Origin of the sequence: Nitrospirillum bahiense, from assembly GCF_007828025.1 — a bacterium.
GTDB lineage: Bacteria > Pseudomonadota > Alphaproteobacteria > Azospirillales > Azospirillaceae > Nitrospirillum > Nitrospirillum amazonense.
The window spans coordinates 21,413-43,715 of record NZ_VITO01000005.1 but is presented as its reverse complement, the minus strand read 5'-3'; the positions used below and the strand labels follow the sequence as shown (position 1 = coordinate 43,715).

The window sequence follows — 22,303 nt, the reverse complement described above, 5'->3', positions numbered from 1 at the left end:
AACACGCCGAAAAATTGACTGGGGATACGCATGGGCAGGGATCTGGATACCGTGGCCAAGGCGATCAGGGCCGCGTCCATTTCGACCGACACGCGTTTCCTGGATATCGGCCGCCGCCTGGAAACCTCGGCTGACATCCTGACGGCGTTGACCCGCACCTTCGATACGCTGTCCGACGAGATGAAGGGGGACGGCCTGCGCCTGGCCACCCAGGATCTGTCGCAGGTGGCGCGCTTCGTGTCGGCCCTGACCCCGGGTGGGGAGGCGGGGGCCTTCCGCACGCTGACGGCGCTGGTCACCGCCATAGCCGGCAGGCTGGCGCGTATGGACAAGTCGATCAAGGGCGTCGGCATGCTGGCCACCAACGCCAAGATCGCCGCGGCGGTCATCGGCGACACCAGTGCCGAGTTCATGAACTTCGCCACCGAAATCCGGCGCACGCTGGGACTGGCGCAGGCCAGCCTGGACCAGTTCGCCGCCGAACTGGCGGGTGTGGGCCGGCACCTGCAGGCGGCTGCCGCCGACCAGTCCGCCTTGGATGCGCGGCAGGCGACCGCCATCCGCACCGTCCCCCAGCGGCTGGCCCACAGCATCGGCACGGTGGTCGATCGTGGCGGGCGGGCGGGCGCCATCGCCGCCACCGTCGGCCAGCGTGCCCAGGACATCGCCAAGCGCATCGGCCTGGCGGTCATGGCGCTGCAGGTGGGGGACATCACGCGACAGCGCATGGAACATGTCGATTACGCCCTGGGCCTGGTGGCGGAAATGGTGGCCCAAGCCGGTCCACTCCAGCCTGACGCCGCCGCCGCCGATGACGTGGCGACGACCGCCGGGTTTTGCTGTCGCCTGCAGGCGGCGCAGTTGGACGACACGGCGGACGAACTGGCGCAGGAGATCGGGCAGATACTGACCTCGCTGCGCGACCTGGCGCGCGATGCCCGGGACATCCTGAACCTGGGGCATGACGCTTTCGGTGCCTCCGGCAGCCAGCGGGGCACTTTCGTGGGTGAACTGGAAGGGGAGGTCGCGGAGGTCGATGCCCTGTTGCAGGGCTATGGCGCGGCGCGGCGCCAGGCTGACGAGGTGGCGGCGTCGGTGTCGGAAGCGACCACGCGGCTGGCCCGCCAGATCGGCACCATGCGAGCCCTGGAGGCGGACATCCGCATCATGGGCCTGAACACCAGCCTACGCTGCGGCCGCCTGGGTGCCATTGGCCGACCGCTGTCGATCATCGCGCAGGAATTGCGCCTCTACGCCAATGAGATCGCCGTGGAGGCCAACGGCGTGATGGGCGAACTGGACCAAATCGCCGCCATCGCCGCCAGCCTGTCGGGGCAGGCACGCGACACCGGTGCTGCGGATACCGCGGCCATGGCCGACGTCATGACGCGTTCCATTGCCCGCTTGGGAACCGCGGGCCAAAACCTCGCCGCCGCCCTGCAAACCCTGGAACGGGATGGCGAGACGGTGGTGGATCTGCTGCAGGAAACGGTGGATCGGGCCGCCGCACACGGTGAAATGGGCCAGGTGCTGCGGCAGGCCGCGGCCGACCTGGCCCTCCTCGCGCCGGGCCCGCACCTGGGTGATGTTCCGGCGCGGGCCGAGCCGCTGGTCGCCCTGATGGCCCGCAGCTATACCATGGCCCGCGAACGCCAGGTGCTGGACCGGTACGCGCCCGGAAAGAACCAGGCGCCAGCGGCGGTGCCCGGACCGGCCGCCACGGCGGACGATCTGGAAGACATCTTTTTCTAGGGTCCAGCCGTATTATCCAGATACGGGTTGGTCCCCGTCCGGAATCAGCGGACGGATTCACGCTCCATTGGCGCGGCCCTCGGGTGTCCGAGCGCCGGCCGTGTCACGCGCGACCGCCAAGGGAGCTTAAGTTCCGTCGCTCGGGACGGCGTCAGCCGGCAGTCACGGGCATGTCGCGGTTGAGTGGCAGCCACAGGCTGAAACGGGTGCCCGAGGGGCCGGAATTCCAGGCGACCATGCCGCCCAGGGCCTGGGCACGGCGCTGCTGGTTGCGCAGGCCGCGCCCGGAAGGGGAGGATACGGTTGCTTCAGCGTCGAAGCCCCGGCCGTCGTCCTCGATGGTGACGCGGACACCGGGCGCATCACCCTGGGTATCGGGCATGGTGTCCAGACGGATGCGGCTGGCCTGGGCGTGGTGCAGGATGTTGGCGATGCCCTCTTGCAGGATGCGCAGGATGTGCAAGGCACTGGACGGGTCCAGCCATTCCAGGGTCGGCAAGTCCTGTACGTTCCACACCAGGGCGATGCCGGAGCCCTCCAGCCGCGGTTCCAACCGGTAGCGCAGCGAGGCCAGCAGCAGCAGCAGGTCGGCATCCACCGGTTCCATGGAATCGATGGCCAGCTTCAGGTCGTCCAGGCAGCCCTTGAGGATTTGCGAGACCTTGGTGTCGTCCACCGCCCCCTTCTCGACGGAGCGGATGGCGCTGATCAGCGAGGCGCCCACGCCATCGTGCATGTCCTGCATCAGGCGCTGGCGCTCCTCACTGATGGTCCGCCGCCGTTCGGCCTCGCGCAGGCGCTGGTGGCTCACCTCCAGTTCGGCTTCCCGGGCGCGCAGGCGTTCCGCCAGGCTGGCGTTCACCCGCTCCACCTCCGCGATGGCGGCGATATAGCGCCGGTACAGCACCGTGCCGCACATGGCGAAGGTCACGGCGTTGGTGTAGGCGCCCAGGAACCATCCCTCGGGGCTCAGCACATGGTTGTGCATCATCCAATCGGTCTGGCCCAGCACGGTGCAGATGGCCAGGGCGGCGGCCAGCAATCTGGCCTCGGGGAAGCGGCGCCAGGCGCAGGCCACGCCCACCACGCTGACCGTGGCCGCCATCACCAGGGCCACGGCGTAGATGCGGGGCACGATGACGGGCGTGCTGGGCAGCACCGGAAGGACGCCGACCATGGGCAGGGTCAGAAGGGTCAGGATGCTGGTCACGCCCACCACGGCGCCGGTCAGCAGCGTCAGCGGCCGGCCATGCAACATGCGCAGGAAAAGGTGAAGGATGACGATCAGCCAGAACAGGGCGTTGATGGTCAGCCAGGCGAACCAGTCGCTGGTGATGGGCACGTCCAGGTAGAAGTGCAGGTGGGCCGCGAACGAGATCGCGGCCAGGCCGAAGAACAGCAGGTAGCCGGTATCATGCCGGCGCCGGAACCAGACGACCAGGGCGAACACACCGACCGCCAGGAAGGCGGAGTTCAGCGCCATGGGCAGTTCACGCTGCAGCAACTGACGCACCCGGTGGCGCAGGTTCAAGGCCGGTTCCGGTCCCAGCCACAGGCTGGACAGGGCAACCGGCGTGGTCGGGGCGTGGTCCAGGCGGATCAGGATGTCAGTCGGCGGCGCGCCATTGGCGTCCTGGTCCAGCACCACCCAAAGGGGCGTGAACAGGCCGTTCCACGGGCGGCCCTGTCGCTGTTTCCAGTCCACCAGCCTGCCGTTCACGTAAATGGCGTAGGGGCCGTCGGTGTCGATGCGGGCGCCATACAGGGCCATCGGGCCGGACCCCGCCGCCAGGTCGGGCGCCGACAGCCGGATCCAGGTGGTGGCGGGATAGCCGGACGCCATGGCCGGCACGGTGCGATCGACCGGAACCATGGGTTCGGCATAAGGCAAGCCGATCGGCCGCCAGGCGCCGGTCGGCGACCCGCCATCCAGCGTTGTGGGCGGCCGGGACGGCGTGCCGCCGTCGGCCAGCAGAATCTCGGCCCGCGTCAGGTGCACGGCCTTCCCCGGTTCACCGACCATATCATGGACGCCGGCGATCAGCAGCGACATCGCGGAGAACAGCAGGACGGCGGCGGCCAGCAGGGAGGCGGGACGGAAGGTCATCAGCGGCGGTCGCGGGGCCAAGGGATCAACCGTTCAGCAGGCCCAGCGTCCTGGCCTCATAAATGGCCTCCGCCTTGGAGGTGACCTCCAGCTTGCTGTAGATGCGCCGCACGAAGGTGCGCACGGTGAAGTGTGACAGGTCCAGCATCCGCGCCACCTCCACCGTGGTGAAGCCCTTGGTGATCAGGGACAGCACCTCCTTCTCGCGCGGCGACAGCAGGGATGGGATCTCCTCCGGGGCCTCCGTCCCGGCCGGGCCGGTCTCGGCCATCGGCGGGGGCGTCAGGTCCGTCCCACGGTCGCGGAAGCGCAGCAGGATCTGCCGGGCGATGATGGGGCTGATGGGGCTGCCGCCGGCGGCCAGGCTGCGGATTTCATCGACGATGCGGACCGGCGCGCTGTCTTTCAGCAGATAGCCCGCCGCCCCGGCCTCGATCGAGCGCATGACGTGCGTCTCATCACCGAAACTGGAACTGACCATGATGGCGCATTCCGGCCAGCGCTGGGAGGCGGCGCGGATGATGTCGATGCCGCTGCCATCCGGCAGGCCCAGGTCGACCAGCAGCACGTCGGCCGGCGGCCCGTCCAGCAACGCCAGCCCGTCGGCGCGGGTGGCGGCGACGCCTGACAGCCGTAGATCGTCGGCGGTCCGGACCGCCTGGCGCAGCGCGTCCAGGAAGCCGGCGTCGTCCTCGACGATCGCAACGGCCACACGGGACGGTGCCTGGGCTGTGGTGGGCATGGGCTGCATGAGGGACACTGCCATACAGGGGTGTGCGACAGCCAGTGTCGCGCGTTTGTTCTACAGACAAGATCCGACCCCGTAAATACTCTCACTCGAGATCGGCAGCCAGTACATGGCCACATCAATAACGGTACGAAGGCGACCGGTATTGGGCAAGCAGTCGGCTGCGCCACTCAATGTCGGGGAGTATGGGCATGAGCGCGGAAGAAAACCTGAAGATCACCGGTCGTGTCATCGCCAAGGCCTGGGCCGATGACGGCTTCAAGGCCCGGTTGCTGGCCGATCCCGCCGCCATCCTGAAGGCCGAAGGCTTGGCGCTGCCGGCCGGCGTCACCTTCAAGGTGGTGGAGGACAGCGCCACGGTCCAGACCTTGGTCCTGCCGGCGCGGCCGACCGACCTGTCCGACGAGGACCTGGACCGGGCCGCCGGGGGCGCCTGTAGCTGGTGCGTTTTCTGTGAACTCAGCCTCTGAGTTCCGGGCCCAGATCTGACGGGGCCCAAACCTTCCTTTTGGCATCAAGGCGTTTGACATCGAGGAGAAACGAGATGGTGGGGGAAGACAGCGCCCGGGCCTATGGCCGGGTGGTGGCCAAGGCTTGGTCCGACGACGGGTTCAAGGCACGGCTGATGGCCGATCCGGTGGCGGTCCTGCAGGCCGAGGGCCTGGCCGTGCCGGCGGGCCTGACCGTGACGGTGCTGGAGAACACGCCGACCCGGTACACCCTGGTGCTGCCGGCGCGGCCGACGGACCTGTCCGACGATGACCTGGACGAGGTCGCGGGCGGCTGGTGCGGCTGTGTCATGTCCAGCGACTTTTGCCTCTAAGGCATCCGGCGGGGAGGGCGGGGAGATGACGGGGAATACCGACAACGCATACGGCAGGGTCGTCGCCAAGGCGTGGGCCGATGCCGCCTTCAAGGCGCGCCTGCTGGCCGACCCGGCCGGCACGTTGGCGGCCGAAGGGGTGGTGGTGCCGCCCGGCGTCCGCCTGACCTTGGTCGAGGATAGCGCCACCATCCAGACCCTGGTGCTGCCGGCGCGGCCGGCAGACCTGTCCGACGACGACCTGGCGGGCATCGCGGGCGGAACGCCCTGGCCCCGCTGCATGTGCCTGTGCGGCCCCTGACCGAATCTCGCCGTGGGCGCCGACATTGAAAGTCGAAGGAAACCAAGACATGACGGATGAAGACACCCAGAAGATCACTGGCCGGATCATCGCCAAGGTTTGGGCGGACGAAACTTACAAGGCACGCCTGCTGGCCGATCCCGCCGCCGTGCTGACGGCCGAGGGTCTGGATCTCCCGGAGGGTGTCACCTTCAGGGTCGTCCAGGACGCTGCGGGCATTCAGACTTTGGTGCTGCCGGCCCGGCCGGCGGATCTGTCCGACGATGACCTCGGCGAGGTGGCCGGGGGCCGCCCACTTCCAGGGCCCCCGGTTCCGCCGAAGCTTTATACGTACTGACACCTTCTGACCGGCCAACCCCTGAACGCTCCGGCGCGTCCTTCGTCGGATCACCTCCCGAAGGAATGCCGAGGAAGGGCGTGATGCTGAGCGCGAACATTTTCAACCAGATCATCGCCAAGGCCTGGGCGGACGATCGTTTCAGGGCCCGGCTGCTGGTCGACCCGACCTCTGTCTTAAAGGCGGAAGGCGTCGACTTCCCAGCGGGCGTGACCGTCAGCGTGGTGGAGAACACCGCCACGCATCTCAACCTCATCCTACCCACACCGCCCACCGATTTGTCGGACGATCAACTGGACGGCATCGGCGGCGGCTTCGGCTGGTGCTTCACCCTCTAAGATCCGGTGCTGTGCCGGATCATGCAAGGAACAGTGACATGACGAACGAAGAAAACCTGAAAATCACCGGCAAGATCATCGCCAAGGCCTGGGCTGACGAGGGCTACAAGGCCCGCCTGCTGGCCAATCCCGCCGCCGTGCTGACGGCCGAGGGCGTCGATCTGCCGGCGGGCATCACCTTCCGGGTGGTTGAGGATACCGCCGCCGTCCAGACCCTGGTGCTGCCGGCTCGGCCGGCGGACCTGTCCGATGATGACCTGGATCGTGCCGCGGGCGGACTTTGCTTTCCGGGCGACCCCCGTGGCGGCGGCGTCTTCTGCTTCTAAGACATGGAACGAGGCGTCCGGTGGCGGTTAACGCCGCCACCGAACCGCCCATCCCGGTGCGCCGATATTTCGGAAAGGAATAAGGAAATGCTGAACGAAGAGAACGCCAAGGTTGGCGGCCGCATCATCGCCAAGGCCTGGACCGACGAAGGCTTCAAGGCCCGCCTGCTGGCCGATCCGGCCGCGGTGCTGAAGGCCGAGGGGGTGGAGGTGCCGGCCGGCGTCACCCTCAACGTGGTGGAGAACAGCGGCACCGCTTACACCCTGGTGCTGCCGGCCCGGCCCACCGACCTGTCGGACGAGGATTTGGACAACACCGCCGCCGGCGCCATCCTGTGCGTCATCCCCTGCGGCTCGACTTTTTGACGCCGACATGACGGAGGCGGAAAGCGACGCGGCGATCGACGACATCATCGCCAAGGCTTGGGGGGACGAGGCCTACCGGGCCCGGCTGCTGGCCGATCCCGCGGCGGTTCTGAGGGAGGAGGGCGTCGACCTGCCAGTCGGCGTCCTCGTCCAGGTGCTGCAGGACACCGCCACCGTCCAGACCCTGGTGTTGCCGACACGGCCCTGGGAGTTGGCCGAGGACGCGCTGGAGGGTGCGGCCGGTGTCCTGTCCGCCGTCTGTTACGACAGCTTCATGCAGTGGCCATGAGGGAAGGGATGAGCCAGAGGAACGCCGCCGTCACCGGCCGGATCGTCGCCAAGGCCTGGGCTGACGACGCCTTCAAGGCGCGCCTGCTGGCCAATCCGGAGGCGGTGTTGCGGGACGAGGGGGTCGATCTGCCCGCCAGCGTCACCGTCCGGGTGGCGGTGGATACGGACGCCGTCCGGACCCTGGTGCTGCCGGCCAAGCCCGTGGACCTGACGGAAGAGGAATTGGGCCGCGTCGTGGGCGGGGGCGAGCCCTCCTACTGCGCCAACTGGTGCCTGTGTTGCGCCAACTGCGCGATTTGACCGGGCTTGCATAGCCATTCAACCCCTGACCGCGAGAGGAATTGCGCCATGACCCATGAAGAGAAAGCCAAAGCCTATGGCCGTGTCGTCGCCAAGGCCTGGGCTGACGACGCCTTCAAGGCCCGCCTTAAGGCCGACCCTGTGACCATCCTCCGGGGCGAGGGCGTGGACATTCCGGCGGGCATGGCCGTCACCGTGGCGGAGAACACCGCCACCACCTACACGCTGGTGCTGCCGGCCCGGCCGGCCGACCTCAGTGACGAGGTACTGGATGTGGTCTCGGGCGGCTTCGACCTGGCGGCCCACTCGGCCTGCGCGCCGATGTTCTGACCCATCCCCACCCAGACGAACGCGGCACCCTATCCATGTTGAAAACTCCCGCCCTGAAGGCGCACCTGCGCGCGGCCGTCATCCCCGGCGAAGGCGTCTTGATGCTGACCGAGGACGGCGCCAAGGTGCTGCACGGTGCCGCGTATGAAAAGATCGTGCCCCTGATCGATGGGCATCGCACGGCCGACGACATCGCCGACGCCCTGGCCGGCGAGGTGGACGCCGCGCGCGTCTACTTCGCCCTGGCGCGGATGGAGGAGCAGGGCCACCTGGCGGCCCCCATGCGGGACGTGGCCCCAGCGGTGGTCGGCTTCTGGCAGGCAGCGGGTGCCGACGCCCGCGCGGCGCGTGACGCGCACGCCACCCGGCGTGTCGCTGTCATGACCGTCGGCGAGGTGGAGGCGGGTCCCTTGCGCGCCGCGCTGGCGACGGTGGGCCTGGTGGAAGAGCGGCCCGGGATGGCCGACCTGTGGGTCGTTCTGGCCGATGATTACCTGCGGCCGGACCTTCAGGACATCAACGCGCGGGCGCTGGCGGCGGGCAGGCCGTGGCTGCTGGCGCGGGCCGGCGGGCGGGAGCAATGGCTGGGCCCGTATTTCCAGCCTGGCGCCACCGGTTGCTGGGAATGCTTGCAGCGGCGGCTGGCGCGCAACCGCGCCACCCATCGCTTGGCGGCCGCCAAGCTGGACACCCAAGGTCCGCTGGTGCCGCCTGTCGGGCTGCCCATCACCCTGGCCGCCACCGGCCACGCCATGGCGCTGGAGGCGGCGCTGATCCTGACGGGCCTTTCCAGTGTGCTGAAGGGCCAGGTGATCAGCCGTGACTGGGTGACCCATGCCCAGCAAATCCATGTCCTGTCGCGCAACCCGCTCTGCCCTGCCTGCGGCACGCCGGCGGAACCGGCCGCCCGGGCGATGGAGTTGGGCGCCGGCCGGGCGGCGTTTCAGGCTGACGGTGGACACCGCAGCGTCTCGCCGGAAGCGACGCTGGCGGCGTATCGGCATCTGGTCAGCCCCATCACTGGGGTGGTCAATATGTTGCAGCCGGCGACGCCGCCGGATGAGACGCTGGCCCATGTCTATGTCGCGGGTTCCAACGCCGCCCGGCCCATCGGCAGCTTGCGCGACTTGAAGCGCAGCCTGCGCAGCAGCAGCGCCGGCAAGGGCGTGTCGGAGGCGCAGGCCAAGGTCAGCGCCCTGTGCGAGGCGCTGGAGCGCAGCAGCGGCGAGATCGCGGGCGATGAGGTGCGGGTGCGCCGGGCCTGGCGGGACTGGCCGGCGGGGGAGGCCATCCACCCCAACGCGATCATGGGTTACAGCGAGGCCCAGTTCGCTGACCGTGAGGCGCAGAACGCCAGGCAATCGGTCTTCAACATCACGCCCCGTCCACTGCCTGACGACCATGCGGTGGACTGGACGCCCCTATGGTCGCTGACCGAGAAACGGTTCAAGCACCTGCCGACGCAGCTGGTCTATTACGGCGTCGACGGCGGGCGCAGCGGGCCGGACTTCTACGCCATGGGCTGTTCCAACGGCAACGCCGCCGGCAACACCCGGGAGGAGGCCCTGCTGCAGGGCTTCTTCGAACTGGTGGAGCGCGATGCCACCGCCCTGTGGTGGTACAACCGCCTGCGCCGCCGGGGTGTCGCGACCGACACCTTCAACGATCCCTACCTGCCGCGCATCGCCCGGCATTACCGGGAAAAGCATGGGCGGGAGACCTGGGCGCTGGACCTGACGTCGGATCTGGGCATCCCGGTGTTCGTGGCCCTGTCCCGTGAGGTCGACGCCCCGCAGGAACGCATCCTGTTTGGCCTGGGCTGCCACCTCGACGCCCGTATCGCCCTGCAGCGCGCCTATGCCGAGATGAACCAGATGCTGGGCCTGGCCACCGCCGAGGTGGAAGGCAAGATCGAGGATCCGGAGACGCTGCACTGGCTGCAGACGGCCACGGTGGAGAACCAGTCCTATCTGGCGCCCGACCCGGCCCAGGCGCCGGCGCGGCATGAGGACTTCCCCGTGCAGCACAGCGGCGACTTCCTGGCCGACATCAACCACTGCCTGTCCATCCTGGACCGCGCCGGCCTGGAGATGCTGGTTCTGGACCAGACGCGGGCGGAACTGGGCCTGCCGGTGGTCAAGGTAGTCGTCCCCGGCCTGCGCCACTTCTGGGCGCGCTACGCCCCGGGCCGGCTGTACGACGTGCCGGTGCGCATGGGCTGGCTGGACCGGCCGCTGGCCGAGACTGACCTCAACCCCATTCCCATCTTCGTATGAGGGGACCCGACCATGAGCGACTTTTCCGAAAGCCTGTCTTTGCCCGGCGGCCTGTATCTGGAGGCCTCCGAGGAGCGGTTCCGCTTGCACCGTCTGCCGCCATGGCAAGCCAGCCCGGCCGACGCCCTGTCGGCGCAGGGCTTGGCGCGGTCGACCCGGCAGCTGATGTCCGGCGCCATGTACGCCGGATTCTCCGCCGCGGCCACTACTGCCACCGGGGCCCGGCCGTCCTCGGCGGAGCGCGACGTGTTCCTGCGCTACGTCCACGGCCTGGCCGCCGGCTGGCGCACCACGGGCGTCACGCCGGGCGCCATGCGCCGCGCGGCCGACCGGCTGGAGGAGCGGGGCCAGCACGCCGTCGCCGCCCACTGTCGCCACGTGGCGGAGGAGGAGACGGGCCATGATACCCTGGCCTGGCTGGACATGGAGGCCTTGGGCCTGCCGGCCGCGACCTTCGTGGAACGCCTCCGCCCCCGCACGGCGATCGCCTTGGCGGAACGGCACCGGGAGTTGGCGGAGGCGGCGGAGCCCATCGCCGTGCTGGGCTACGCCTATGTCCTGGAACGCACCAGCCTGAACGTGACCGCCGAGGTCATCGCCGAGGTGGAGGCCGCCTTGCCGGCTGGCGTCTTCGCCACCCGCTGCCTGCGGGTGCACAGCGCCGTGGGCAGCGACATCGGCCATGTCGATGAAAGCCTGGAGTTCATCGCCGGCCTGGACGCGCGGGACCGGGCCATCATCGCACGGGAGGCGTTCAACACCGCGCGCGTCATGGGCGGGGGCGACGACTACCCCGGCGACGACGCCATGCGCGACATGCTGGCCGAGCTTATGCAGCCGACACCGGCGCTGGCCTGCGCCTGAACCGGGATAAAGGGGCGTTTGGGGGCATGAGTAATCCGATATTCCGCAAGGCGGCTTTGGACGGCCTGTCCTCGCCGGAACAGCTGGACCGGCTGGTCCAGGTGACGCCGGCGCGCGCCTGGATCGCCCTGGGGGCGTCGGCCGCCATCCTGGCGGTTATCCTGGCCTGGTCGATCCTGGGCACCCTGCCGTCGCGCATGATGGGGCGCGGTGTGCTGATCCATGACGGTGGCACCTTCAACGTCGTGGCGGTGGTCGATGGGGTGGTGGCCGACATGGAGCATCTTAGCCCCGGCCAGCACATCGCCAAGGGCCAGGTTCTGGGCCGCATCATCGACCCGGCGTTGGCGCAGCAGATCGCCTCCGCCGAGGCTTACGTGCGCACCCTCGCGGCCGCCACGGGGCCGGGCGCCCAGGAAACCCGCGCCCAGGCTCAACAGGAACTGGACCGCTTGCGCTTCGAGGCGGCGTTGGACCACCGGGTGATCAGCGACCATGACGGCGAGGTGGTGGAGGTGATGGCCACCAACGGCCATGCCGTGAAGCCCGGCGACCCCATCGTCAGCATGGAATACGGGGAGTCCCCACTGCGCGCTGTGCTGTACCTGCCGCCCTCCAGCAACGCCAAGCTGCTGCGGCCGGGCATGACCACGGAAATCTCACCCGTCACCAGCCTGAGGGAGCGCGACGGCTATCTCATCGGCCGGGTGCGCTCGGTGTCGAAATACCCGGCCACCCAGGCCGGCATGCTGGCCCTGCTGCCCAACCCCGCCCTGGTGGACGAACTGGCGCCGGAGGGCCCACCCATTGCCGTGGAGGTGGAACTGGTGCCGGATCCAGGCTCGCAGAGCGGCTACCGCTGGTCCTCCCCCGCCGGCGACGCGCTGGAGATCAGCAGCGGCACGCTGTGCAGTGGCAGCTTCGTGCTGGAAAGCCGCCGACCCATCGCCCTGCTATTCCCCTTCCTGGACAAGTCCTCGCCCAGCCGGGTGCGCGACTGATGGCCGGTCTTCCCTTCAAGCGCCGGCTGCGCACCCCCACCATCCTGCAGATGGAGGCGGTGGAGTGCGGCGCCGCCAGCCTGGCCATCCTGCTGGCCCATTACGGCCGCCATGTCTCGCTGGAGGAGTTGCGTGCCGCCTGCGGCGTCTCCCGCGACGGCAGCAAGGCCAGCAACGTGGTCAAGGCCGCCCGCGCCTACGGCCTGACCGCCGGCGGCAAGCGCTATGACATCGGGCAGTTGCGCCAGGCGCCCATGCCCGCCATCGTCTTCTGGAACTTCAACCACTTCCTGGTGGTGGAGGGTTTCGGCAAGGGCGTGGTCCACATCAACGACCCGGCCACCGGCCCCCGCACGGTGACGGACGCGGAATTCAGCGACGGCTACACCGGCGTCACCCTGGCCATGGCGCCGGGCCCCGATTTCCAGAAGGGCGGCAACGAGCCCAGCCTGGCCAGGGCGCTGGCCAGCCGCTTGCACGGCGTGCGCGCCGCCTTCGCCTTCGTCGTCATTGCCACCCTGGCCCTGGTACTGCCGGGCCTGGCGCTGCCGGTGTTCACCCAGGTGTTCATCGACGAGATCCTGATCAAGCGCCTGGATGGCTGGCTGCAGCCGCTGTTGCTGGGCATGCTGGTCACGGCGCTGCTGCGCATGGGCCTGACGGCCCTGCAGCAGTCGCAACTACTGCGCCTGGAAATGCGGCTGTCGCTGCAATCCTCCGCCAGCTTCTTCTGGCATGTCCTGCGCCTGCCCATCGAATTCTTCAACCAGCGCTATGTCGGTGACATCAGCGTGCGCGTGACCGCCAACGATCGCGTGGCCCATCTGCTGGCCGGTGATCTCGCCACCAACGCCGTCAACGTCCTGTCCGTCCTGTTCTACGCCGCCATCATGGCGACGTACGATGTGGGCCTGACCCTGGCTGGCATCGCCATCACCGCCCTGAACCTGCTGGTCCTCAGGGCCATCGCGCGCAAGCGGCGGGATGACAATCTGCGGCTGCTGCAGGACCGGGGCAAGCTGATGGCCGTCACCATGGGGGGCGTCGAGACCATCGAAACCCTGAAGGCCACGGGCGGCGAGGGGGATTTCTTCGCCCGCTGGTCCGGCCATCTGGCCAAGGTCATCAATGGCGAACAGCGGCTGGAACTGAACACCCGCCTGCTGGCCGTGCTGCCCAACCTGCTGAACGCGCTGGTTTCCGTCGCCATCCTGGGCCTGGGCGGGCTGCGGGTGATCGACGGGCGCATGTCCATCGGCATGCTGGTCGCCTTCCAGGGCCTGATGGCCAGCTTCACCCAGCCGGTGACCAACCTGATGGGCCTGGCCGGCAAGCTGCAGGAGGCCCAGGGCGACATGGCCCGCCTGGACGATGTCCTCAACTTTCCCGCCGCCGTTGGCGGGTCTGGGGACGGCGTGCCCGAGGGCGGGGCGTTGGTGGGGCGGCTGGAGCTGCGCAACCTGCGCTTCGGTTACAGCCGGCTGGAGGCGCCCTTGATCGAGGATTTCAGCCTGACGCTGGAACCCGGCCGCCGCGTCGCCCTGGTGGGCGGCTCGGGCAGCGGCAAGTCCACCGTGGCCCGCCTGGTCACCGGCGTGCTGAAGCCCTGGGACGGCCAGGTGCTGCTGGACGGCATCCCAAGGGAGGAGATCGCCCGCGAGCGGCTGCACGCCACCCTGGGCAGCGTCGACCAGGACGTCTACCTGTTCGCCGGCACCATCCGCGACAATCTCAGCCTGTGGGACGGCACCCTGCCGCCGGAGGAGATGGTCAATGCCGCCCGCGATGCCGCCATCCACGGGGTCATCGCGGCCCGGACCGGCGGCTATGACGCGCCGGTGGAGGAGGCGGGGGCCAACTTCAGCGGTGGGGAGCGCCAGCGGCTGGAGATCGCGCGCGCCCTGGCCGGGCGGCCGCGGGTGCTGGTGCTGGATGAGGCGACGTCCGCCTTGGATCCGCTGACCGAGAAGGCCATCGACGGCAACCTGCGCCGCCGTGGCTGCGCCTGCCTGATCGTGGCCCACCGCCTGTCCACCATCCGCGACTGTGACGAGATCATCGTCATGGATCGCGGGCGCATCGCCGAACGGGGCAGCCATGACACGCTCATGGCCCTGGGCGGCCGTTACAGCACCCTGATCGCGACCGACCAATGACCGATACGCCCCTCGATCAACGGCTACAGGACAAGGCCCGCGCCGACGGCCGCATGTTCGCCTCATCCATCGGCGACCTGGCCCAGGTGCTGGCCGGGCAGGCGGCGGATTCCGCCGTCCTGCTGGGTACGGGCGACGCCCTGGTCGACGCCTGCCGGCAGGTCTTCCGCGCTGCCGGCATCACGCCGGCCGTGTCGGCCCCCGCCGCCGAAGACCCCATCCAGCGCCTGGAAAGCCTGGCCCGCCAGGCCGGGGCCGCCTGGCGCGTTGTGGCCCTGACTGGCCGCGACTGGTGGCGGGATGGCGCCATGCCCCTGCTGGCCTTCCGCAAGGACGGCGCGCCCGTGGCGCTGCTGCCGGTGGCGCGCGGCGACGGGCTGTGGCTTTGGGACCCCGCCGCCGGCACAAGGGTGCGGCTGGGTGCGGAACAGGCGGCCGGGCTGGAAACTCAGGCCTTCGTCTTCTATCGCCCCCTGCCGGATGAACCGGTCAACCTATGGGGCTTGGCGCGCTTCGCCCTCCGCGGCAGCGGCCGCGACATCGCCCGCCTGCTGCTGCTGGGCGCGCTGGGCGGCGTGCTGGGCCTGGGCGTGCCCGTGGCCACCGGCGCCCTGATCAACACGGTCATTCCGGCGGGGGAGCCGGGACGCCTGGGCCAGTTCATCCTGCTGTTGCTGACCGCCACCCTGGGCGTCAGCGCCTTTGAGCTGACCCGCGCCATCGCCCTGCTGCGGGTGGACGCGCGGGCGGCCATCGGTGTCCAGGCGGCGGTGATGCAGCGCGTGCTGCACCTGCCGGCCCCCTTCTTCCGCACTTACGCGGCAGGCGATCTGACGCAGCGCATCTTGGGCGCCACGCAGATCCTGCACAGCATCAGCGAAAGCGCCCAGTCGGCCCTGATCAGCTGGATCTTCAGCCTGGCCAGCTTCGCCTTCCTGTTCACCATAGATTGGCGTCTGGGCCTGCTGGTGGCCGTCTTGGCCGGCATCGCCATGGCGGCGGCGGCGGGCATCAACCTGCTGCGCCTACGGTTGGAGCGGCGCATGATCGCCGTGCAGGGCGACCTGGCGTCCCGTGTCTTCCAACTGCTGACCGGCATGGCCAAGCTGCGCGCCAATGGGGCGGAGAAGCGCGCCTTTTCCCTATGGGCCAGTCGTTTCGCCCAGCAGAAGACGCTCAGCTTTGGCGTGCAGCGCCTGGCCAACCGGCTGGAGGTGTTCAACGCCGGCTACGTCGTCCTGGCCTCTCTCTGCCTGTTCGCGGCGGTGGAGGCTGCGACGCCGCTCAGCACCGGCGCCTTCGCCGCCTTCAACGCCGCCTTCAGCCAGTTCTTCGCCGCCACCCTGGCCATGACCATGGCGCTGACCAACGCGCTGAGCGCGGCCCCCCTCTATGAACGCCTGCGCCCCCTGCTGCAGGCGATGCCCGAACCCAACCGGGTGCAGGCCGCGCCGCGGCCCTTCACGGGCGCCATCGACATCAGCCATGTCAGCTTCCGCTACAGCGCCGACGGCCCGCTGATCCTGGACGACGTGTCGATCAGCGTCCGTCCGGGGGAATTCGTGGCCATCGTCGGCGCCTCGGGCTCCGGCAAGTCCACGCTGTTCCGCCTGCTGCTGGGGTTCGAGCAGCCGCAGGGCGGGGCCATCTATTACGACGGTCAGGATCTGGCGGGGCTGGATTTGGGGGCGGTGCGCCGGCAACTGGGCGTGGTACTGCAGAACGGCAAGCTGATCCCCGGGCCGCTCTCTTCCAACATCATCGGCGCCTCCACCCGCCTGACGGTGGACGACGCGTGGGAGGCGGCGCGGCTGGCCGGCCTGGACCAGGACATCCGCGCCATGCCCATGGGCATGCACACCGTGATCGCGGAAGGGGGCGGCGTCATCTCCGGCGGGCAGAAACAGCGGCTGATAATCGCCCGCGCCCTTGCCGGCCGGCCGCGTATCCTGTTGTTCGATGAGGCTACCAGTGCCCTGGATAACGCCACCCAGGCCATCGTGACCCACAGCGTGCGGGAATTGCGGGCCACCCGCGTGGTCATCGCCCACCGCCTGTCCACCATCATCGAGGCTGACCGCATCTTCGTCATGGACCAGGGGCGCCTGGTAGAAAACGGCAGCTATGCCGACCTTATTGCCCGGGGCGGCGTTTTCGCCGATTTGGCGCGGCGGCAGATGGTGTGATCGATGCGCCATGTCTATTTTAAAAATCCGTCTTATACGTGGGAAATCGGAGTGAAAATATTTTGATTATACTTCGTTATTAGAGCGAAAATTTATCAAAGGCGGAAGGGGGTGCGGATGGCCCGCGCCCCCTGGGATTGCCGTTACCTTGCCGCCCGCCGTTTCGCCAAGGCATACAACGCCGGGATCACCAGTAGGGTCAGGACGGTGGAGGAGACCATGCCGCCCACCATGGGCACGGCGATGCGGCGCATGACCTCCGAGCCCGTACCGCCGCTCCACAGGATGGGCAGCAGGCCGGCCATGATGGCGACCACGGTCATCATCTTGGGCCGCACCCGTTCCACCGCCCCTTCCAGGATGGCGGCGCGCAGGTCGGCGGGTGACGCCGGGGCGCCCTCCCGCGTCCGGCGGGCCTGGGCGGCCGACCAGGCGTGGTCCAGGTAGATCAGCATCACCACCCCCGTCTCCGCCGCCACGCCGGCCAGGGCGATGAAGCCCACGGCCACTGCGACGCTGAGGTTGTAGCCCAGCGCCCACACCAGCCAGGCGCCGCCCACCAGGGCGAAGGGCACCGACAGCATGACGATCAGGGTTTCCGCCAGGCGGCCGAAGTTAAGGTACAGCAGCAGGAAGATCACGCCCAGGGTGGCCGGGACCACCAGGGCCAACTTGGCCTTGGCTCGCTGCAGGTACTCGAACTGCCCGCTCCACTCCAGGCGATAGCCGGGCGGCAGGGTCACCTGGGCCGCCACGGTCCGTGCCGCCTCGGCCACATAGCCGCCCACGTCGCGGCCGTGCATATCGACATAAACGTAGCCGACCAACTGCGCGTTCTCCGTCCGGATGGACGGCGGGCCTTGGGTGACGGCCACACTGGCCAGGTCACCCAGCGGCACCATGGCGCCGGACGGCACCGGCACCAGCACCTGGGTGGCTATGGCCTGCGGATCGCCCCGCAGGTCGCGAGGATAGCGGACGATGACGCCGTAGCGCTCCCGCCCCTCCACCGTGGTGGTCACCGTCTCACCCCCCAGGGCCGTGGCCACCACCTGCTGCACCGCGTCGATGCCCAGGCCATAGCGGGCGATGCGGTCGCGATCAGGCGTGATCTCCAGGTAATGCCCGCCGCCCAGGCGCTCGGCATAGGCGCTGGTGGTGCCGGGCACGCCGCGCACCGCCGTCTCCACCGCCGTGGCCAGCCGTTCCAGCACCGCAAGGTCGGGACCGAACACCTTGATCCCCACCGGCGTGCGGATGCCGGTGGACAGCATGTCGATGCGGGCCTTGATGGGCATGGTCCAGGCGTTGCTGACGCCCGGCAGTTGCAGCGCCTGGTCCATCTCCTGAACCAGGCCGTCCAGGGTCAGGCCCGGCCGCCACTGGTCTTGAGGTTTCAAGGTCACCACCGTCTCGCTCATCTCCAGCGGGGCGGGGTCGGTGGCGGTGGCGGCACGTCCCGCCTTGCCATAGACGGACGCCACCTCGGGGAACGACTTCAGGATGCGGTCCTGCGTCTGCAGCAGTTCCGCTGCCTTGGTGACGGAAATGCCGGGCAGGGTGACGGGCATGAACAGCAGCGTGCCCTCGTTCAAGTCCGGCATGAACTCCGAGCCCAGGCGTGACACCGGCCAGGCCGTCGCCGCCAGGGCCAGGACGGCCGCCACCACCGTCACCTTGGGCCAGCGCAGCACCAGCGTGATCAACGGACGATAGGCCGCGATCAGCATGCGGTTCAGGGGGTTGCGCGCCTCCGGCACGATGCGGCCGCGCACGAAGAACAGCATCAGCACCGGTACGAGGGTGACGGACAGCAGGGCGCCGCCGGCCATGGCGAAGGTCTTGGTGTAGGCCAGCGGCTTGAATAGCCGCCCCTCCTGCGCCTCCAGCGCGAACACCGGCAGGAAGGACGCGACGATGACCAGCAGGCTGAAGAACAGCGACGGCCCCACCTCCCGCGCCGCCGCCAGCAGGGCGGGCCCCCGGGGCTCGCCCGGCGCCAGCCGCTCCACATGCTTGTGCGCGTTCTCGATCATGACGATGGCGGCGTCCACCATGGCGCCCAGGGCGATGGCGATGCCGCCCAGGCTCATGATGTTGGCGCCGATGCCCAGCGGCCGCATGACCGCAAAGGCCGCCAGGATGCCAATGGGCAGGGTGATGATGGCGACCAGGGCGCTGCGCACGTGGAACAGGAAGACGACGCAGACCGCCGCCACGATCAGGCTTTCCTCCAACAAGGTATGTTTCAGTGTCTCGATGGCGCGGCCGATGAGGTCGGACCGGTCGTACACCGCCTTTAGGGTCACGCCCTCCGGCAACGCCGGCAGCAGCTCCGCCAGCCGCCGCTTGACGCTGGCGATGGTGGTCAGGGCGTCGGCACCATCGCGCTTGACCACGATGCCGCCCACGGCCTCACCCTGGCCATCCAGTTCGCCGATACCGCGCCGCTCATCCGGTCCCAGTTCCACCCGGGCCACATCGCCCAGCAGCACGGGGGCGGCGCCAGCGGTATCCACCTTCAGCACCACCCGTTCCAGGTCGCGGGTGTCGCGCAGGTAGCCCCGCCCGCGCACCATGTACTCGGTCTCCGTCATCTCCAGCGTGCGGCCGCCCACATCATGGTTGCTGGCGCGAATGGCCTCCGACACCGCTGGCAGGGGGATGCCATAGGCCTGCAGCTTGCGCGGATCGACCACCACCTGGTACTGGCGCTCGAACCCGCCCAGGGCCGCCACCTCGGCCACGCCGTCGGCCTTAGCCAGCTGATAGCGCACCAGCCAGTCCTGGATGCTGCGCAGCTCGGCCAGGGTGCGGCCCGCGCCCTGGACAACATACTGGTAGACCCAGCCCACACCGGTGGCGTCCGGCCCCAGCGAAGGCGTGGCGCCGGCCGGCAGCCGTTTTTGCGCGACGTTCAGATACTCCAGCACGCGTGAGCGCGCCCAGTAGAGATCCGTCCCCTCCTCGAACACCACGTAGACGAAGGAAACGCCGAAGTTGGAAAAGCCGCGCACCACCTTGGACCGGGGCACCGCCAGCAGGGCGGTGGACAGGGGGTAGGTCACCTGGTCCTCCACCACCTGCGGCGCCTGGCCGGGATAGTCGGTGTAGACGATGACCTGGGTGTCGGACAGGTCGGGAATGGCGTCCAGCGGCGTGTGCCTTAGGGACCAGGCGCCCAGCAGGGCGATGAACAGCGTGGCCGCCAGCACCAGCACCTTGTTGGCCGCCGACCAATCGATCAGGCGGGCGATCATGGCTGGCCCTCCTTGTTGGAGGTGAAGGCTTGAAGGGCGGCCTTCAGGTTGCTTTCCGCGTCAATCAGGAAATTGGCGCCGACCACCACGCGATCACCTTTCCGCAGGCCGTCGCGCACCTCCACCTCGCCATCGCCCCGTACGCCCAGATGGACGGCGCGCGGCTGGAAGCGGCCGTCGCCCAGGTCCAGCAGCACCGTCTGGCGGGCGCCGCCGTCCAGGACCGCGGACTCCGGAACCACTAGCAGGGTGGGGCCGTCGCCGCCGGGGTGCGGCGTTTCTATGGTCACGCTGGCGTACATATCGGCCAGCAGGGCGCGGTCGCGGTTGGGCAGGATGATGCGTACCCTTGCCGTCCGCGTCTCCCGCGACAGGGCGGGGTAGATGAAATCCACCACCCCGTCGAAGCGGCGGCCGGGATAGGCCGTCAGGGTGGCGTGGGCCGCCTGGCCGGGCCGCACCAGGCCCACCTCGCGCTCCGCCACCTCCGCCACCAGCCAGACGGTGGACAGGTCGGCCAGGCGGTACAGCGGCTCACCCGGCGCCACCCGCATGCCCGCCACCACCGGCTTGTCGATGACCACGCCATCCGCCGGCGCCCGGATCGCGATCTGGCGGGCGGCCTCGCCACTGCGTTGCAGGCGCGCGATCTCCTCCGCCGGAATGTCCAGGGCGCGCAGGCGGGACAGGGCGGCCGCCACCAGATCGGCGGGCTGGCCATGACCCATGTCGGCATGGCCGTCGGCGGCCAAGGACAGGGCCAGCAGGTATTCCTTCTCCGCCGTAAGCAGGTCGGGGGCGTAAAGCTGGGCCAGGACCTGGCCCCGGTGGACGGGATCACCGGTGGCGGCCACGGCCAATGTCTCTACCCAACCCTCCGCCCGTGTGGTCACCACCACCTGGCGCCGTTCATCCAGGGTGATGGTGCCGGTGGCCTGCACCGATCCCACCAGGGCCGGCATCTCTTCCACCAGGGCCGTCCTGACGCCCAGGGTTTGCAGCTTGCCGGGCGCGATGCGCACCGTGCCCGCGGGCTCCGCCCCCTCGGCGTAGACCGGCAGGTAGTCCATGCCCATGCCGTCCTTCTTGGGCACGGGCGAGGTGTCGGGCAACCCCATGGGATTGCGGTAGTACAGAACCTTGCCCTTGTCGGCAGATGCCTGGGGCGACGTCTCAGCCTGGGCCGCCTGGGCAGCGGCGAGGGCTATGGCCAAGCCGACAAGGAAACGGGCGCGGGTCATAGCGGACCTCCCACCAGGCGTTCCAGGGCAGCCAGGGCTTTTTGACCCTCCACCTCGATGCGCAGCAGGTCCAGCCGGGCCTGGTGCAGGCGGTGTTCCGCCTCCAGCACGGCGGCCAGGCTGCCCTGTCCCCGGCCATAGGCGGCGAGCGCGGCTTCATGAGCACCGCCCAGGTCGGGCAGCAGTTGCGCGCGGTAGATGCCGGCCTGCTGGCGGGCGGCGTTCAGCGCCGCCAGCGCCTCGGCCAAGTCGCCCTCGATGTCCGCCGCCGTGGCGGCCAGGCTCTGCCGGCTGGCGTTGGCCTTGGTCGCGGCTTGGCGCTCCTTGGCGCGCTTGGGCTCCGCCTGCAAGGGGATCTTGAAGCCGATGGTGGCGGTATAGCCGGAGGGGCCGTTGTCGCGCTGGATGGCGCCCACGCCCAGGGTCAGGTCGGGGTACCAGGCCTTGGCGGCCAGGCGGCGTTCTTCCTCGGCGCCGCGCACCTCCGCCAATCCGGCAGCCAGGCGGGGGTTGTCGGCCTGGGCCCGGTCGGCCAACACCGGAAGGGGTGGATTGGACGCCGGCAGGGGACGGGCGCCGGTCGGCGGGGCCAACGGCATATCCGCCGGACGCGCCAGAAGGGTGTTCAGGCGGGCGGTGGCGGCGGTCCGGTCGGCCATCAGGCGGGCGGCCTCCACCTCGGTGCGGGCCGCTTCGGCCGTGGCCGTCAGGGCGTCGCCCTGGCTGCCCAGGCCATGGGCGTAGCGGTCGGCGGCGTTGCGGGCCATCTGGCGATCCAGGTGCCCCACATCGCCGTTGATGGCCAAGGCGGCCGAGGCGGCAGCGTACAGGGCGTAGGCGCCCTTGATACGCTCCTCCAGCTCCAGGCCTACCGCCCGTTCCCGGCCCCGCGCCGCGTCCACCGCCGCCAGGGCGACGCTGCGGCGCAGGTCGCGCTTGCCCCACAGGGGGAATTCCTGCTCCACCGTGATGTAGGTCTTGTTGAGGCGCGGGCCGCTGGTGCGGTCCACCTCATCGGAATTGACGCGGAAGGTGGGGTCCTCCAGCGCATCGGCGGCGGAGGCTTCGGCATCCATGGCCGCCGTCTCCAAGGCTGCGGCCTGGAGGGATGGGTTCAGGTGGCGGCCGGCATCCAGCAGGCCGTCCAGATCAGCGCCCAGCGTTGGCGTGTCGGGGTCGGATGCGGCCTGGGCGTGGGGGCTGAAGGCGAGCAGCAGGGCCAGCGCCGTCACGGCGCTGGCCGTGCGGGCATGGGTGTATCGGGTCATGAAGCTTCCCTTCCCGAAAGGGCATCGGGGCC

General features: G+C 69.4%; 21 protein-coding genes. 16 read left to right on the top strand and 5 right to left on the bottom strand.

What is annotated here, in order from left to right; genetic code table 11:
* Positions 1-30 precede the first annotated feature (30 nt).
* A complete protein-coding gene (locus tag FBZ88_RS08670; RefSeq protein WP_246138570.1) occupies positions 31-1,752 on the top strand; it encodes a chemotaxis protein in 1,722 nt (573 codons plus the stop codon).
* Positions 1,753-1,903: 151 nt separating this feature from the next.
* Here FBZ88_RS08670 and FBZ88_RS08665 read toward each other — a convergent pair whose 3' ends face one another.
* Together FBZ88_RS08665 and FBZ88_RS08660 are read right to left on the bottom strand one after the other, a co-directional pair.
* On the bottom strand, positions 1,904-3,859 hold the full coding sequence (locus FBZ88_RS08665) for a sensor histidine kinase (RefSeq protein ID WP_145616451.1): 1,956 nt from the start codon (positions 3,857-3,859) through the stop codon (positions 1,904-1,906).
* A 25-nt stretch (positions 3,860-3,884) separates the two neighbouring features.
* The gene (locus tag FBZ88_RS08660; protein ID WP_145616450.1) at positions 3,885-4,610 is read right to left on the bottom strand and encodes a response regulator transcription factor; all 726 of its coding nucleotides are present in this window, start codon (positions 4,608-4,610) and stop codon (positions 3,885-3,887) included.
* A 188-nt stretch (positions 4,611-4,798) separates the two neighbouring features.
* Between FBZ88_RS08660 and FBZ88_RS08655 the strand changes: the two genes are divergently transcribed.
* From FBZ88_RS08655 to FBZ88_RS08585, 15 genes are all read left to right on the top strand, one after another.
* A complete protein-coding gene (locus FBZ88_RS08655) occupies positions 4,799-5,077 on the top strand; it encodes an NHLP leader peptide family RiPP precursor (protein ID WP_145616449.1) in 279 nt (92 codons plus the stop codon).
* A 74-nt stretch (positions 5,078-5,151) separates the two neighbouring features.
* Positions 5,152-5,430, top strand: a complete 279-nt coding sequence (locus FBZ88_RS08650) for an NHLP leader peptide family RiPP precursor (protein ID WP_145616448.1) — start codon at positions 5,152-5,154, stop codon at positions 5,428-5,430.
* A gap of 25 nt (positions 5,431-5,455) precedes the next feature.
* On the top strand, positions 5,456-5,731 hold the full coding sequence (locus FBZ88_RS08645; RefSeq protein ID WP_145616447.1) for an NHLP leader peptide family RiPP precursor: 276 nt from the start codon (positions 5,456-5,458) through the stop codon (positions 5,729-5,731).
* 49 nt (positions 5,732-5,780) lie between these two features.
* Entirely contained in the window at positions 5,781-6,068 is a 288-nt protein-coding gene (locus FBZ88_RS08640) for an NHLP leader peptide family RiPP precursor (RefSeq protein ID WP_145616446.1), read from the top strand.
* An 83-nt stretch (positions 6,069-6,151) separates the two neighbouring features.
* Entirely contained in the window at positions 6,152-6,406 is a 255-nt protein-coding gene (locus tag FBZ88_RS08635) for an NHLP leader peptide family RiPP precursor (protein WP_145616445.1), read from the top strand.
* Positions 6,407-6,444: 38 nt separating this feature from the next.
* Positions 6,445-6,732 (top strand): NHLP leader peptide family RiPP precursor, encoded by a 288-nt coding sequence (locus FBZ88_RS08630; RefSeq protein WP_145616444.1) that lies wholly within the window; start codon positions 6,445-6,447, stop codon positions 6,730-6,732.
* Between the two features lie 87 nt (positions 6,733-6,819).
* Positions 6,820-7,098 carry an NHLP leader peptide family RiPP precursor gene (locus FBZ88_RS08625; RefSeq protein WP_004272677.1) on the top strand — a complete coding sequence of 93 codons (279 nt, stop codon included), beginning with the start codon at positions 6,820-6,822 and terminating at the stop codon, positions 7,096-7,098.
* A gap of 7 nt (positions 7,099-7,105) precedes the next feature.
* Entirely contained in the window at positions 7,106-7,387 is a 282-nt protein-coding gene (locus FBZ88_RS08620; protein ID WP_145616443.1) for an NHLP leader peptide family RiPP precursor, read from the top strand.
* Between the two features lie 8 nt (positions 7,388-7,395).
* A complete protein-coding gene (locus FBZ88_RS08615) occupies positions 7,396-7,689 on the top strand; it encodes an NHLP leader peptide family RiPP precursor (RefSeq protein ID WP_145616442.1) in 294 nt (97 codons plus the stop codon).
* A gap of 48 nt (positions 7,690-7,737) precedes the next feature.
* Positions 7,738-8,019, top strand: a complete 282-nt coding sequence (locus tag FBZ88_RS08610) for an NHLP leader peptide family RiPP precursor (protein ID WP_145616441.1) — start codon at positions 7,738-7,740, stop codon at positions 8,017-8,019.
* Positions 8,020-8,054: 35 nt separating this feature from the next.
* Positions 8,055-10,295: a TOMM precursor leader peptide-binding protein gene (locus FBZ88_RS08605; RefSeq protein WP_145616440.1), complete on the top strand. Its 2,241-nt coding sequence runs from the start codon at positions 8,055-8,057 to the stop codon at positions 10,293-10,295.
* Positions 10,296-10,307: 12 nt separating this feature from the next.
* Positions 10,308-11,159 carry a hypothetical protein gene (locus FBZ88_RS08600; protein WP_145616439.1) on the top strand — a complete coding sequence of 284 codons (852 nt, stop codon included), beginning with the start codon at positions 10,308-10,310 and terminating at the stop codon, positions 11,157-11,159.
* 26 nt (positions 11,160-11,185) lie between these two features.
* Complete coding sequence (locus FBZ88_RS08595; protein WP_145616438.1) at positions 11,186-12,160, top strand: NHLP bacteriocin system secretion protein; 975 nt, start codon at positions 11,186-11,188, stop codon at positions 12,158-12,160.
* Positions 12,160-14,316 carry an NHLP family bacteriocin export ABC transporter peptidase/permease/ATPase subunit gene (locus FBZ88_RS08590; RefSeq protein WP_145616437.1) on the top strand — a complete coding sequence of 719 codons (2,157 nt, stop codon included), beginning with the start codon at positions 12,160-12,162 and terminating at the stop codon, positions 14,314-14,316. Before FBZ88_RS08595 ends, FBZ88_RS08590 begins: the two co-directional genes overlap by 1 nt.
* Positions 14,313-16,502: an NHLP bacteriocin export ABC transporter permease/ATPase subunit gene (locus tag FBZ88_RS08585; RefSeq protein WP_145616436.1), complete on the top strand. Its 2,190-nt coding sequence runs from the start codon at positions 14,313-14,315 to the stop codon at positions 16,500-16,502. Before FBZ88_RS08590 ends, FBZ88_RS08585 begins: the two co-directional genes overlap by 4 nt.
* A 143-nt stretch (positions 16,503-16,645) precedes the next feature.
* Here the strand turns inward: FBZ88_RS08585 and FBZ88_RS08580 are convergent, their stop codons facing one another.
* Genes FBZ88_RS08580 through FBZ88_RS08570 form a run of 3 tightly spaced genes read right to left on the bottom strand, consistent with a single transcriptional unit; the run spans position 16,646 to position 22,271 of the window.
* A complete protein-coding gene (locus FBZ88_RS08580) occupies positions 16,646-19,762 on the bottom strand; it encodes an efflux RND transporter permease subunit (protein WP_145616435.1) in 3,117 nt (1,038 codons plus the stop codon).
* Positions 19,759-21,003, bottom strand: coding sequence for an efflux RND transporter periplasmic adaptor subunit (locus FBZ88_RS08575; protein ID WP_145616434.1), 1,245 nt, complete (start codon positions 21,001-21,003; stop codon positions 19,759-19,761). The genes FBZ88_RS08580 and FBZ88_RS08575 overlap by 4 nt, the downstream gene beginning before the upstream one ends.
* Positions 21,000-22,271 carry a TolC family protein gene (locus FBZ88_RS08570; protein ID WP_145616433.1) on the bottom strand — a complete coding sequence of 424 codons (1,272 nt, stop codon included), beginning with the start codon at positions 22,269-22,271 and terminating at the stop codon, positions 21,000-21,002. The genes FBZ88_RS08575 and FBZ88_RS08570 overlap by 4 nt, the downstream gene beginning before the upstream one ends.
* Positions 22,272-22,303 lie beyond the last annotated feature (32 nt).